13 protein-coding genes are annotated in these 13,787 nt (G+C 72.1%); 5 read left to right on the plus strand and 8 right to left on the minus strand.

Annotated features, from left to right (window positions below; genetic code table 11):
• The first annotated feature begins 87 nt into the window (after positions 1 to 87).
• Complete coding sequence (locus tag V6R91_RS32645; RefSeq protein WP_336398797.1) at positions 88 to 663, plus strand: phosphorylase family protein; 576 nt, start codon at positions 88 to 90, stop codon at positions 661 to 663.
• Here V6R91_RS32645 and V6R91_RS32650 read toward each other — a convergent pair.
• The 4 genes from V6R91_RS32650 to V6R91_RS32665 all read right to left on the minus strand — a co-directional run bounded on the left by V6R91_RS32650 (position 651) and on the right by V6R91_RS32665 (position 6,136).
• On the minus strand, positions 651 to 3,779 hold the full coding sequence (locus V6R91_RS32650) for an AAA family ATPase (RefSeq protein WP_336398798.1): 3,129 nt from the start codon (positions 3,777 to 3,779) through the stop codon (positions 651 to 653). The two genes, V6R91_RS32645 and V6R91_RS32650, sit on opposite strands and share 13 nt — an antisense overlap.
• Complete coding sequence (locus V6R91_RS32655; RefSeq protein WP_336398799.1) at positions 3,779 to 4,945, minus strand: exonuclease SbcCD subunit D; 1,167 nt, start codon at positions 4,943 to 4,945, stop codon at positions 3,779 to 3,781. The genes V6R91_RS32650 and V6R91_RS32655 overlap by 1 nt, the downstream gene beginning before the upstream one ends.
• 304 nt (positions 4,946 to 5,249) lie before the next feature.
• On the minus strand, positions 5,250 to 5,714 hold the full coding sequence (locus V6R91_RS32660; protein ID WP_336398800.1) for a DIP1984 family protein: 465 nt from the start codon (positions 5,712 to 5,714) through the stop codon (positions 5,250 to 5,252).
• A gap of 116 nt (positions 5,715 to 5,830) precedes the next feature.
• The gene (locus V6R91_RS32665) at positions 5,831 to 6,136 is read right to left on the minus strand and encodes a GNAT family N-acetyltransferase (protein ID WP_067249258.1); all 306 of its coding nucleotides are present in this window, start codon (positions 6,134 to 6,136) and stop codon (positions 5,831 to 5,833) included.
• 405 nt (positions 6,137 to 6,541) lie between these two features.
• Here V6R91_RS32665 and V6R91_RS32670 point away from each other — a divergent pair, with 405 nt between their 5' ends.
• The 3 genes from V6R91_RS32670 (at position 6,542) to V6R91_RS32680 (ending at position 8,805) form a co-directional block, all read left to right on the plus strand.
• Positions 6,542 to 7,255: a winged helix-turn-helix domain-containing protein gene (locus V6R91_RS32670; RefSeq protein ID WP_067249252.1), complete on the plus strand. Its 714-nt coding sequence runs from the start codon at positions 6,542 to 6,544 to the stop codon at positions 7,253 to 7,255.
• A gap of 188 nt (positions 7,256 to 7,443) precedes the next feature.
• A complete protein-coding gene (locus V6R91_RS32675) occupies positions 7,444 to 8,412 on the plus strand; it encodes a DNA-3-methyladenine glycosylase family protein (RefSeq protein ID WP_336398801.1) in 969 nt (322 codons plus the stop codon).
• A 186-nt stretch (positions 8,413 to 8,598) separates the two neighbouring features.
• Positions 8,599 to 8,805, plus strand: coding sequence for a hypothetical protein (locus V6R91_RS32680; protein ID WP_336398802.1), 207 nt, complete (start codon positions 8,599 to 8,601; stop codon positions 8,803 to 8,805).
• Positions 8,806 to 8,934: 129 nt separating this feature from the next.
• Here V6R91_RS32680 and V6R91_RS32685 read toward each other — a convergent pair whose 3' ends face one another.
• The 4 genes from V6R91_RS32685 to V6R91_RS32700 form a co-directional block, all read right to left on the minus strand.
• Complete coding sequence (locus V6R91_RS32685) at positions 8,935 to 9,690, minus strand: iron ABC transporter ATP-binding protein (protein ID WP_271063017.1); 756 nt, start codon at positions 9,688 to 9,690, stop codon at positions 8,935 to 8,937.
• Positions 9,687 to 10,715 carry an iron chelate uptake ABC transporter family permease subunit gene (locus V6R91_RS32690; protein WP_442928212.1) on the minus strand — a complete coding sequence of 343 codons (1,029 nt, stop codon included), beginning with the start codon at positions 10,713 to 10,715 and terminating at the stop codon, positions 9,687 to 9,689. The genes V6R91_RS32685 and V6R91_RS32690 overlap by 4 nt, the downstream gene beginning before the upstream one ends.
• Positions 10,716 to 10,719: 4 nt before the next feature.
• A complete protein-coding gene (locus V6R91_RS32695) occupies positions 10,720 to 11,703 on the minus strand; it encodes an ABC transporter permease (protein ID WP_336398804.1) in 984 nt (327 codons plus the stop codon).
• Positions 11,704 to 11,766: 63 nt separating this feature from the next.
• Positions 11,767 to 12,765, minus strand: a complete 999-nt coding sequence (locus V6R91_RS32700; protein ID WP_067249236.1) for a siderophore ABC transporter substrate-binding protein — start codon at positions 12,763 to 12,765, stop codon at positions 11,767 to 11,769.
• Positions 12,766 to 12,867: 102 nt separating this feature from the next.
• On the opposite strand from V6R91_RS32700, the gene V6R91_RS32705 reads away from it, so the two are divergent.
• Entirely contained in the window at positions 12,868 to 13,641 is a 774-nt protein-coding gene (locus tag V6R91_RS32705) for a siderophore-interacting protein (RefSeq protein WP_336398805.1), read from the plus strand.
• The last annotated feature ends 146 nt before the right edge of the window (positions 13,642 to 13,787 follow it).

Raw genomic sequence — 13,787 nt, forward strand, 5'->3', positions numbered from 1 at the left:
CGTTCGTCCGGTCCAGTATCCGCCTCGCCACGTTACGACGGTATGAACGACGCCGGGTGGGATGCCCGGGAGTGGCAGGATGATCCGGTGAGACTTCTCGTCGCCGCCCTCGCCTCCGAACTGTCCGCGTTCCCGGCCGAGGAGGGCTTCAGCGATGCGCTTCCCGGTTTCGAGCGCCTCGTCACCGGCCCCGGCAAGCTCCAGGCCACGTACGCGCTGACCATGGCGCTGTCCCGGCGCACGTACGAAGAGGTCGTCGTCGTGGGGACCGCGGGGGCGATCGATCCGGATCTCGACGCGGACGTGCACGAGGTCGGCACGGCGATCCAGCACGACGTCACCGACATCGACGGCATCGTCGGACAGCACGTGTCCCTGCCCGCGCGCGTCTCCACCGGCCGGGACGGCGTGGTCATCGCCACCGGCGACCACTTCGTCGACGACGCCGAGGCGACGGCGACCATCCGGCCCCTCGGCGCCGTGCTCGTCGACATGGAGACCTACGCGTACATCTGGGTAGCGCAGCGCTTCGAGGTGCCGATCCGTGTGCTGCGCGCCGTCTCGGACCGTGCGGAGGACGGTGCGCTCACCGACTGGAAGGCGGCTCTGGACCGCTGCAGCCGTCAGCTGCGCGAGCGCATCCGCGCCGACTACGGCGTCTGACCCGCGTCTTCCCCGGCGCCCGGCCCGACCGACCGGGGAGCGTCGATCACGCTCGGCCCGTCCGGCGTGGCTCGCACCGTCAGCTGCGCGGGGATCTGCTCCTGCATGGCCTCGACGTGGCTGATGACGCCGACGGTCCGGCCTCCCTGGCGCAGCTCGTCCAGGGTGCGCATGGCCACCTCCAGGGTGTCGGCGTCGAGCGATCCGAAGCCCTCGTCGATGAAGAGCGTGTCCAACCGGATCCCCCCGGCCCGCGCCGTCACGACCTCGGCGAGCCCCAGGGCGAGGGCGAGAGAGCCGAGGAACGTCTCGCCGCCGGAGAGGGATCGGGCCGGCCTCGTCTGACCGGTGAAGGCGTCGAACACGACGATCCCGAGCCCGGAGGCGGCGCCGCGCGCGGCCAGCGCGTCGGAGTGGCGCAACTGGTAGCGCCCGGAGGACATGTCCTGCAGCCGGAGCGTGGCCGCGGCGACGATCTCCTCCAGCTCCGCGGCGAGCACGAACGTCTCCAGGTTCATCTTCCGGGTGTTCTCGCCGCGTCCGGCCAGGGTGTCCGCGAGCCCGCGCAGCACGTCGAACTCCGCCTGCTCCTCGGCTGAGACGGCGTGCTCCGCCTCGGCATCGTCGACGAGTCCCCGCAGCCGCACCGCGGTCTCCTCCGCCCGCGCCGCGGCCCCCACGGCGAGCTTCCACGCCTCGCGGGCGTCCGCGGCGGCGCGCGTCACCGGATCCAGATCGATGGGCTCCTCCGGGAGCATCCGCAGCTCGAGGTGCAGAAGGGTGTCGCGCTCCTTCTCGCGCTGCACCGCGTGGGCGGTGAGACGGCTCTCCAGCGCGGCGAGCTCCGTCGGCGCGAGCAGGGCCGCCTCGGCCGCCTCCGCGTCGGCGAACGGCGACTCCTCCAGGGCGCGCCTCTGCGCGGAGAACGCCTCCTCGGCCGCCGCGGTGCGTGACGCCCGCTCCTCGCTCGCCATCGCCGCGTCGACCGCCGCAGCGATGGCGCGGCGCAGGTCATCGAGGCGCTCCGCGACGCTTTCGTGCTCCCCGCGCGCCCGGGCGATCTCCGCGTCGGCCTCGGCAGCGCGCTGCTCGCATCGAACGAGCTTTTCCCGAGCCTCCGCCAGCGTCCGGACCGCTTCATCGTGACGCGCCCCGTTCTCCTCCCGGCGACGGTGGGCCGCGGTCAGCGCGCGCTCGTGCTCCTCGGCGCGCGCGGCCGCGGCCTGCGCGGCCTCCCACGCCTCCCGGGCACGGTCGCGCTCGTCCTCCGCCTGGGCGACCGTACGGCCCCCCGCCCGTTCGGTCACCGCCGCCAGCTCCGCCCGGACGGAGGCCTCGCGCTGGACCGCCTCGCGCTCCGCCGACGCCGCCGCGTCCCGGACCGCCTCGGCCTGCGCGACATCCTCGGCCGAGACGGGGTCCGCGTGCTCCGCCGGGGCGGGATGCTCGGTCGAACCGCAGACGGCGCACGGCTCCCCGGGGACGAGAGCCGACGCCAGCTCCCCCGCGAAGCCGTCCAGACGACGCTGCCGGAGAGCGGCGACGACGCCCTGCGCCCGGGCGCTCTCCCCCGCCGCGGCGGCGCTGCGGCGCTCGGCCTCGGTGCGCTGCTCGTCCAGCCGCTGCATCTCGGACGCGGCGCGGAGGCGCGCGGCCGACTCCTCCTCGGCGCGACGGAGGTCGTCGACCCGGTCGCCCTCACGACGAGCGGCGTCACGGAGGGCCGTCAGCTCGAGGATCTGCGCCGGCAGCTCCTCGCTCTCACGCTCCACAGCGGCCAGCTCCTCCGCGGCCTCCGTCGCCTCCCGCCGTGCCTCGGCGAGCTCACGTTCGCGTTCCGGGTGGCGCTGTTCGAGGTCCGCGGCCCTCTGCCAGGCACCGCTCTCCCTCGTTCGGTCGGAGGCCCAGGCACGAAGGTCGGCGGCCTCCGCGTCGGGACCGACGGTCTCGTCCGCATACCGCTCCCATGCCGCTCGGGCTGCGTCCTCCGCCTGGACCGCTGCCTTCTCGGCCGCCTGCGCGCGCGAGGCCGCCTTGAGCACGGACCGCAGCGCCTCGGCCGACCGCGCTCGGTCCCGCCGCTCGCGGTCCTCGGCGACGCGCTCCGCCTCGGCGTCCAGCGCGGCGAGCGCCGCGCGCGCACGGTCCCGTTCGCTCTGTGCCTGACGTTCCTCCTTCGCGGTCGCAAGACGCTCGTCCGCGGCGGCGAGGGCCGACTCGGCGGCGTCTCGCTCCGCGCGCAGCCTCTCGACGCGGTAGTCGGCGCGCGCGAGCGCCCGCCGCAGCGCGGCGATCCGTTCGGGCGTGCTCCGTGCCCCGATGCCGGTCGGGGCGGCCTCGCCGATCCCCTCGTCCGCATCGGATCGCCGCGGCTCTGCGGCGGGCGTCGAATCTCCGACATCGGCGCCGTCCTCGTCCTCGGCGGCGGTACGACCGTGCAGACCGGCGCCGTCCACGATCCGCTCGGCCTCCGCCAGCCGCGCCTCGACCGTCGCCCGGCGACCGCCCAGCGCCGCCTCCGCGGCACGGCGTCGGTCCTCGAACCGGGTCTGGTAGTCCTCGAACCGCTCGGTGCCGAACAGGCGGCGAAGCAGAGCGAGCCGATCTCGGCTGTCGGAGAGCAGGAAGTCGGCGAACCGATTCTGCGCGAGCAGGATGACCTGCAGGAACTGCTCCTGGGTGAGCTGAAGGATGTCGGCGAGCTCGTTCGCCACGTCGACCGCCCGTGCGGCGCGGCCGACCCACCCGGCATCGGTGTGCTCCTCCAGGGCGACCGCGGCCGCCTGCTTGGTCAGACCGCCGCCGCGTTTGGCCGGTCGGAGGTACTCCGGCGAGCGCGTGACCCGGAAGCGCCCCGCGACCGTGCTGAACTCGACGACGACCTCCGTCGGGTCCTCCGGCTCGCAATGATCGCTGCGCAACCGCTTCTCGCCGCCGTCGTACCGCGGGACCCCGCCGTACAGGCCGAAGCAGACGGCATCGAGAATGCTCGACTTCCCGGCCCCGGTGCGTCCGGCGATGAGGAAGATGCCGTCGTCCGAGAAGGCGTCGAAATCGATGACCTGACGGCGCAGGAACGGCCCGAAGCCTTCGATCTCCAGACGATGCAGTCGCACTAGACGAGTGCCTCTGCCCGGACCCGGTCGTCCACGACCTCCTGGATCAGGAGCCGTTCCGCCTCGCTGGGCCCGACGCCCGCACGCACGTGGGAGAGGAACGCGTCGATCCGGTCCGTGTCGGTGAGGGCGGCCCGCAGCCGCTGCGCGTACGAGCGCTCGTCGCGGGCGTCCGCGCCGGCCGGCTGGTGCTGGACCAGTGCGCAGAACGGGAAGCGCTCGCGCAGCCGCCGCATCGGCTCGTGCTGAGGCACGGCGTCCGTGTAGACCGCGCAGACCCAGTCATCCGCGTGAGCCGCCGCGTTCTCCTCGGAGAGGATCTCGTCCAGCGGTCCGGTGAGGGTCACGAGCCGCCGCGGCACCGGCAGTGCCAGCCACGTGACGTCCGCGAGCCCGTCGGCGTCCAGCTCGACCAGCCAGGAACCGCGCTCCTTGTGCTGCTCGCCGAAGCTGTAGTGCAGCGGCGCGCCCGCGTAACGGACGCCCTCGCTCAGCGTCTGCCGCCCGTGGATGTGCCCCAGCGCCACGTAGTCGGCGCCGTCGAACACGGACAGCGGCACCATGTCGATCCCGCCCTGGCGGATCTCGCGCTCCAGCCCGACGGTCGCGTCCACTCCGGCGGCGAAGCAGTGCGCGACGACGACCGATCGCCCGGGGTGCGCGTCCTGTCCGGTCCGCACGAGCGACATCGCGTGTGCCAGGGTCTGCGCCTGCGTGCGCAGCGGGAGCGCCTCGGCGTCCTCGGCCCAGTGCTGACGGACGATCGCCGGCTCGAGGTAGGGCAGCCCGAAGAACCGCACGGGGCCGTGCTCGTCCTCGATCGTGATCGGCGTGGCGATCCCCCGCGGGTCCGTGACGACGTGGATGCCCTCGCGCAGCAGCCGGGACTGGAAGCCGAGCCGGGCGGCGGAGTCGTGGTTGCCGCTGGTCACGATGATCTGCGCTCCGGCGTCGTGCACTGCGGCGAGGGTGTCCGTGAGCAGCGTGTAGGCCGGCGCGGCCGGGGTCGCCGAGTCGAAGACGTCCCCCGCGAGGAGGACGACGTCCACATCGTGCTCCCGCACCTGCGCGACCAGGGCGCCCAGCACCTCGGCCAGCGCCGCGAGCGTCGAGTGCCCGTGGAACGTGCGGCCGATGTGCCAGTCGGAGGTGTGCAGGATCCTCATGCCACCCACGGTACGGAGAGGGTCCGACATCGCCGCTGAGGCGTGCCGCGAACCCGTCCGCCGCCCCGGCTCAGCGACGCGGCGCCGCGCCCGCTCCGGGGAACCGGACGGAAGATCCCCTGACCCGCCCTCGTCCGAGGACCGGCACACGGTGGTGCGACCTGCGCGGTGCGCGATCACCTGTGCGGGGTGCGGGGCTGCGCTGTGCGAGACAGGGGCTGCCCTCCGCCCGACAGGGCCGGATTGACCCTCCGGCAGGGTTCGTGCCCGCTTCCTCGGACTACCGACTTCCGTCCGCTCGGCCTCACTCCCTCAGATCGTTGGTCCAGTTGGCCTGCTGGATCCGCGTGTCGAGCTCGCGCAGCTCGCGCGCGACATCGTCGGCCCGGGTGCGCAGCTCGGCGACGGGCAGCGCGGGGAACTGGCGCAGCTCGGAGCGCATCTGCCGCATCAGCCCGTTCGAGCCGGACGCGGCGGCGGCCGCCTCCGCGAGAAGGGCGTGTCGCAGGCGCAGCACGTCGCGCGCAGCGAGCGCGTCGGTCATGGTGCCGTCGGCGCCGAGATCGAGCCCCGCGTTGGTAGCGTTGATCCGTCGGATGAGGTCGCGGAGGCGTTCCAGCGCCTCCTCCGCCTCCGCCAGCAGCGCGCCGGCGTCCTCCGCGGGCTCCTCCCCCTCCTGGAACCGCGCGTTCGTCGCGATCCGGGATCGGAGCTGTTCGATGCGGCGCTGCAGGTCCGCGCGCGCCGCCAGGGCCTCGGCGAGTTTCATGCCGTCATCCTCGCATCCCGTGGCGGCGCCTGTCTCGGCCGCGCCCCGGCCGGGCCCGCGGCGATCATGACGCTGTGTTACGCCCGCCGCCTCGGCCGGGTCCTCCTGCGCGGCCGTCAGCGGACGCGCAGGAGGGAGGCGTGCTCGGGGTGCGCGGCGAACCAGTCCGCGACGTACCAGCACACGGCGTCGACCTTCCGGTCCCCGCGCGCGGCGATGTCCGCCACCGCGCCCGCCACGACCCGTGCCGCATGCCCGGAGCCGCGGAACGTCGGGATGGTGAAGGCGCGGGTGAGCGCGATGGTGCGCCCGTCGTCGCGGAAGTCCAGGACGCTCAGCAGCTCCCCGCCGCGGGTGAGGGTGTACCGCGACGCGTCGTCCTCCCTGGTCACCAGGTACTCGGTGTCATCCGTCTTCGTCACGCCGCCACGCTACGCCCCGCCGCCGGGGTCGGGGCCGGTTCGCCTCGTATGTGCTCGTCTCCGCGGAGAGCCCGTTTTGACACATGCGGACACCGTCGGTAATAATCGGCCCCATGACCACCAACGCACGCCCCATGTCCGCCCAGGAGGCGAACGGGACGACCGGCATGATGATGGCCGGCCGCGTTGGCATGTGTTGCCGAATGTGCTGCTGAACGATTCAGCCACCCGCCCGACTCGCTCTGTCGTGATCTTCGCGAGCTGAGTCACCGAGCACCCACCCGCGTGCTCGCCCCGGCCCTACCGGTCACTTCCGCAACACATCAGACCCGTCCGCGACGCGTCGTCCTCACTCGAACCATCGACGACCGACGTCGCCGGGTCCGTTCCCAAGGACTCATCATCATGTCGAACACCGCCCTCCTCGAGCGTCCCGCCACCGCCCCGACCCGTCTCCACGTCGTGCCGAACACTCAGATCGACGCCCCCGCCGAATCCTCGGCCGCCCAGCTTCCCACCACCCGTGCCCCGCGCGGTTTCGCCCTTTACGTCGGCATCGACGAGCTGAAGGCGGCGACCGCGGGGGTCAGCCTGCCCCTCCTCGTCGACGCCCTGCGCCGCACCCTCGCAGAGCTCGCGCCCGAGGCCGAGACGCACGCCACCGTCGCCCTCGCCCCGCAGACCGCCGGCGGCCGGGATCTCGACGTCGTCCGTCTCGCCCTGCACGAGCCCGGCGCCATCGCGCGCTCCAAGGCCGCCGCCGAGGAGCGCGACGAGGACGAGGGCGGCGTCGTGGTCGACATCTCCCGCAAGCGCGTCCTCATCGACGGAGAGTCCGCCTCCTTCACCTACAAGGAGTTCGAGCTGCTGCAGTACCTGGTTCTCCGCGAGGGCAGCACGATCGAGCGCAGCGAGCTCGTGTCCGCCCTGTGGCAGGCCCCCGAAGACGAGACCCCGGGCGAGCGCACCATCGACGTCCACGTGCGCCGTCTGCGGGCCAAGCTCGGCCGGTACGAGGACATCGTGCGCACGGTGCGCGGGGTCGGATACCGTTTCGACCGTCACGCCGACGTCGTCATCCGCTACGGCCACGGCACCCCCTCGCCCGACCGCTTCTGACCCGCCGGGCGGCTCCTGATCCGCCGGACCGCGGCGTCCGCGCCGGGTTCCCTGCGATCGCGGTGGTCCCGGCACCGCGCAAGGGAGTCGTGCAGGATCGACGGCGGCCGACCGCACCTCGTCGCGGTGATGGCGGCGAGCGAGCCGGCCGAGCGGACGATGTCGCCGTGCCGACGTAGGGTGATCGCATGACGATCGTCCGCGCCGCGCGCACCGGGCCCCTCCCGACGCCGCGGCACACGGAGCGTCCGAGGGAGACGGTGTATCGCCCGCGCCACCCGCTCGATCTGCTTGCGACGGTGGCGGTGCTCCGTCGCGGCGGGACGGACCCGACGATGGCGGTCGACGGACCTGTGATCTGGCGGGCGTCCCGCACCCCCGCCGGTGTGGCGACCCTGGCGCTGCGCGCCGTCTCGGGCGAGGTGAGGGCGACCGCGTGGGGGCCGGGCGCCGGGCACGCACTCGACCAGGTGCCACGGCTCTGCGGCGCCGCGGACGACGCCGCGGGCTTCGACGCCTCCGCGCACCCGCTCGTCGCTGAGGCGGCCCGACGGAACCCGGGGCTCCGCCTCGCCCGCACGGACCAGGTGTTCGACGCCCTGGCGAGCTCCGTCTTGGAGCAGAAGGTGACGGCCATGCAGGCCTTCGGCGCCTGGCGAGCCCTGGTGTCCCGCTTCGGCGAGCGCGCCCCTGGCCCCACGCCGCGTCCCCTGTCCGCGCCGCCCGATCCGGCCGGATGGCGGCGCATCCCCTCGTGGGCCTGGCACCGCGCGGGCGTCCAGCCGCCGCAGTCGCGGACCATCGTCCGTGCGGCGGAACGCGGCGAGCGCATCGCCTCCGCCGTACTGCAGGCGGCGGGCGGGGCCGCGCGGGACGCGGTCCTCACGAGCCTTCCCGGGATCGGCGCCTGGACCTCGGCCGAGACGCGGATCCGCGCACTCGGCGATCCGGACGCCGTCAGCGTCGGCGACTACCACCTCGCGCACGAGATCGGCTACGCCCTCACCGGCAGCAGAACGGACGACGAGGGGATGATCGCCCTCCTCGCGCCGTGGGCGGGTCAGCGCCAGCGCGCGATCCGGATGATCCTCGCCAGCGGCGTCGTCGAGCCCCGGCGGGGTCCGCGCCTGGCTCCCGAGGACCACCGCGATCGCTGACCGGCGTTCCACCCGAAACCCCCTCTCCTCGCCGACACCCCCTCGGAGATACGCGTCTCAGAGGGGGTGTCGGCGGGCGGAGGGGGTTTCGGCGTCAGGAGAGGGTTCGGGCTGGCCGAGAGGTCGGCGAAGAGAGGGGGCTTCGGCGCCAGACGAGCCGCGACGGGCGACGCCTAGACTGGCGGGATGCAGACTCCGCGGCGCACCGGCCTCCGGATCCTCGTGACGCTCGGCTTCCTCGTGCTGGGGATCGTCGTGGGACTCGTCCTGCAGAACGTCGTCCTCGCGCTCGTCCTCGCCGCCTTCATCTGGACGATCTGGTTCCTCGGATTCGAGACCCGCCGCGGGCGCAACACCGGTGTGAACGACGAGGACAACGGCATCCAGCTCTAGCCGGCCCGCCCCCGTCCCCGCCCTCCCCGCCGAGTGGTCAGTTTCTGCGGGTTCGCGGGCCGGGAGCCCACAGAAACTGACCACTCGACCACCGCGAGTCGATGCGGCCGTCAGGTCAGTAGTCGCCGGTCAGTAGTAGACCGCGAGGGGGCCGTGCGGGCCGTCGACGACCCGGACGGGAGTGTCGAAGACCCGCGTCAGCACCTCGTCGGTCATGATCTGCGCGGGCGGGCCGAACTCCACCACGCGCCCGTCCTTCATCGCGCAGATGTGATCGGCGTAGTGCCCCGCGAAGTTGATGTCGTGCAGCACGACCACGATCGTGCGGTCGAGCTCCTCCGCCGCCCGGCGCAGGTGCTTCATCATCTGCACGGCGTGGCGGAGGTCCAGGTTGTTCAGCGGCTCGTCGAGCAGCACCGCCTCGGTCTCCTGGGCGAACACCATCGCCACGTACGCGCGCTGACGCTGCCCCCCGGAGAGCTCGTCGAGATAGCGCGACTCGAGCGGGCCGAGCTCCAGGAAGTCGATCGCGCGGCTGATGATCTCCTCGTCGACGCGCGTCAGCCGCCCCTTCGAGTATGGGAACCGGCCAAAGCCCACGAGCTGGCGCACGGTCAGCCGGGTGACGAAGTGGTTCTCCTGCCGGAGGATCGAGACAATCTTCGCCAGATCCTTGGACGGCGTGCGCGCCACGTCCATCCCGGCGATCTCGATCGCCCCCTCGTCCATCCCCATCAGCCGGCCGGCCATGGTCAGCAGCGTCGACTTGCCCGCGCCGTTGGGACCGATGAGCGCCGTGACCCCGCCCCGCGGGATCCGCAGGTCGACGGGTCCGATCCCGACCTCGGTGCTGTACTGGCGGCGAACGCCCTCGAGCGTGATCACAGACGCCCCTTTCTGAGGATGACGATGAGGAAGACGAGACCGCCGACGAACTCGATGATGATCGACACCACGCCCTGCGCGGAGAAGACGTTGCGCATCACGAAGTAGGCCCCGGTGAGGATCGTGAACGCGGTCAGCACCGCGATCGGGAAGACCAGGCGGTGGTCATAGGTGTCGGCGAGCTGATAGGCGAGCGTGGCGACGAGGAACCCGAGGAAGGTCATCGGCCCGACCAGCGCCGTCGAGGTCGCCATCAGCACCGCGACGAGGAACAGCACGACCATGAGCTCCCGCCGGTGGTTCAGCCCCAGGGACGTCGCGGTGTCCGCCCCCAGCGCCATGACGTTCAGCCGGCGAGCGCGTGCCCACAGCAGCGCCGCCGCCCCCACGCACAGCGGGATGGCGAGGGGCAGGTACGCGGGATCCGCGTTGGAGACGTTCCCGAAGAGCCGCGCCGCCAGCACGTCGAACTCGCTGGGCGTGAGCAGGCGCTGCATGAACGTGGCGACAGCCCCGAGACCGCCGCCGATGACGATCCCGACGAGCAGCATGATCTGCAGGTTCGCGTAGCGACCCGTGAGGAGCCATCCGTAGAGCAGCATCGCCAGCCCGACCATGATGGCGATCTGGAGGGTGAACTGCCACAGCCCCTGGATCGCGACGAGCCCCGCGATCCCGAACAGGTAGACCGAGGTCGTCTGCACGGCGCGGTAGAGCGACTCGAACCCCATGATCGACGGGGTGATGATGCGGTTGGTGGTGACGGTCTGGAACGCGACGGTCGCGACCGCCTGGCAGGCGGCGACGATCGCGATGACGATCACGTTGTTCCATCGCCGGTTCGCGATCCGCCAGAACCCCTCCGAGCCGACGGGCATCGGGTTCCCCCACGCCAGCATCCCGAAGGCGAAGCCGAGCGCGAGCACCGCGAGGACCGACACCACGATCACGAAGCGCCGCCGGGTGTGCCGCGCCGGCAGCGCACCGGACGACCGCGCGGGCGCCTGCGCCCCTCGGGTCCGCATCGCCTCAGCCACGGCGACGCTGCCTCAGCAGGAGCAGGACGAACACGACGGCGCCCACGATCCCGAGCACGAGGGACACCGGGACCTCGAACGGCATGATGATCGTCCGCCCGATCAGATCGCACAGGGTCACCACGCCGATCCCGAGCAGGCAGACCCACGGCAGATTGCTGCGCAGGTCGTCGCCGCGGATCATCGAGACGAGGTTCGGCACGATGAGGCCCAGGAACGGGAGGTTCCCGACCACGACGGTCACCACGCCGGTGACCACCGCGATCAGGACGGTGCCGAGCAGGATCATCCGGTCGTAGTTCACGCCGACGTTCGTAGCGATCTCCTCGCCGAGCCCGGCCACGGTGAGCCGGTCGGCGACGACGAACACGATGACGCCCACGATCGCGACGATCCACAGCATCTCGTACTGTCCGCGCAGGACGGAGGTGAAGCTGCCGGCGAACCAGACCCCGAGGCTCTGCAGCGTGTCGGTCGAGAGCGCGACGTAGGTGGAGACGGAGCCGATGACGGCGCCCAGCATGATCCCGACAATCGGGACGATCAGGGAGGAGCGGAGCGTCACGCGGCGCAGGAACAGGAAGAAGACCATGGTCCCGACGAACGCGGCGAGGATCGCCCCCGCCATCCGCAGCGGGAGCGGGGCGTGAGGCACGAGGATCATCACGGCAAGGAGGCCGAGGCCCGCCCACTCGGTCGTGCCGGTCGTCGTGGGCTCGATGAAGCGGTTCTGGGTGAGCATCTGCATCACGAGCCCGGCCATCGCCATGGAGGCGCCGGCGAGGACGAGCGCGATCGTGCGCGGGATGCGGGTGATCTGGAACATCTCGGCGCCGTCCGAGGAGCCGGCGATGTCGTAGACGCCGACGGCGAGGGAGGCGGCGAGCAGGACGGCGACGACGAGGACGCCGATGAGCAGCCGGACGTCGAAGAGCCGGCCGCGGGAGCGCGTGGGGGAAGCGGTGGCGGAGGTCATGGGGCGAGTCGGCGGCGGCGTCCGGAGCGCCCGGACGCCGCCGCCTCAGGCGTTCTTTCGTCCTTACTTCTTCGCGGCCTTCTCGAGCGCGTCCGCGAAGTCGTTGAGGAAGGTCGTGTAGGTCTGGATGCCCTCGTTCAGGTAGGTGTCGGCGGGCATGTAGATGATGTGCCCCTCCTTGACCGCGGTGACGTTCTTCAGCGCCTCCGAGCTCTCCAGGATCTGCGCGGCCTGCTTGTAGTCCGGCTGGTCGGCGGCGAACACGGCGTCGCGGTCCATCACCAGGATCCAGCTCGGGTTCGACTCGGCGATCGCCTCGACCGAGATGTCGTCGCCCTGGTGGTCGGTCGACGAGTCGGCGACCTCGAGGGCCGGGGTCAGGTCGAGGAAGTCGAACACGGGGCCGAGCGTGCGGCCGACGGTCGGGGCGACGTAGCCGATCTCGCCGCCGGAGGTGATGACTCCCATGACGCTCTGGGACGAGTCGTACGCCTTCTTGGCCCGCTCGACGGCCTTGTCGAAGTCCTTGACGAGCGCGTCGGCCTCCTTCTGCTTGCCGAAGACCTCGCCGAGCACGGTGACCTGGCGCTTGAGCTCCTCGTCGAAGGGCTCGCCCTCGCGCGGGTCGAGCTCGAGCACGGTCGCGTCCGGCACGAGCTGGGCGAAGTCGTCGTGGTACTGGCTGAAGCGCTGACCGTTGATGATCAGGTCCGGCTCGACGGCCACGACCGCCTCCAGGTCGGGCTCGTTGTGCGTTCCCAGGTCGATGATCTTGTCGTCCTTGGTGTACGGGTTACCGTCCGACATCAACGAGACCGCGGCGGCGGAGAGCTCGATGCCCCAGTCGTTGAGCGTCTGGAACGTGCGGTTGTCCGTGGCGACGACCGACGAGGGCGGGGTGGCGATGGTGTGCTCGCCGTTGTTGTCCTCGACGGTGACGGTGCTCGACGCGCTGCTCGGGACGGTCGTCGGCTCCGCGGCGGGTGCGGCCGAGCATCCGGCGATCGCGAGGAGGGAGACGAGGCCGACACCGGCGGCGGTGAGCGTTCTGGGCACGGACATGGAAGGACTCCTGTTCTGCTGCTGTGCGAGGGTCGTCGGCAGGCGGCACCGATATGTAGGTAAGCCAACCCTAACCTGACGGATTCAGGCTAACCTACGGATATGACTTCGTCGAACCCGACCCCCTCGTTCACGATCGAGCGGCGCCCGCTCGACCTCCGCTTCCGCACCGTCGCGCTGGCCGAGCGCGAGTGGGTGACCCCGGAGTACGTGCGGGTGCGCCTCCAGGGCGCGGACCTGGCCGGCTTCGACTCCCCCGGCGCCGACGACCACATGCGACTCTTCTTCCCGGACACGATCCCCGACACCGTGGAGGAGCTGCGGGCGTCGCCGAGCCGGGAGTACACGCCGCTCGCCTGGGGCGAGGACTGGCTGGACGTCGAGTTCGCCGTGCACGGCGACGAAGGCGTGGCCGCCCCCTGGGCGGCAACCGCGCCCCTCGGCGCGCGGATCGGCGTGGGCGGACCACGGGGTTCGGCGGTCGTGACCGGCTCGCCCGCGGGGTGGTTCCTCGCCGGGGACGAGACGGCGATCCCGGCGATCCGGCGCTTCGCGGCGCTCATCCCGGCCTCCGTCCCGGCCCGCATCGTGATCGAGACCCGATCCGCGGAGACACAACTGGCCGTCGACGCCCCCGTGGCGGTCGAGTGGCTGCACCGTGGCGATGCCCCCGCGGGAACCGCCCTGATCCGGTACCTCGACGCGCTGACCGAGGACGACGCGGTCGCGGCGGACCCGTTCTGCTTCATCGCCGCCGAGCAGGCCGTCGTCAAGCCGGGCCGTGCGCTGCTGGAGCGCTGGGGCGTCGACACCTCGCGCGCGGTCGTGAAGGGGTACTGGAAGCGCGGCGAGGCCGAGTACCACGCCCCGCACTGAGTCGCCGGCCCCTTCGCCGTTCGTCCCTGGACCCGAGCCGCCGTCGCCGGATCCGATGGGGAGATCGGGCGCGGAGGGCGCCTCGCACCATTGACGACGTCCGCGCCGGAGTGCTTGACTGGATGCGCCCGAATTGGAAACGTTTC

It is taken from the genome of Microbacterium sp. CCNWLW41, assembly GCF_037083505.1.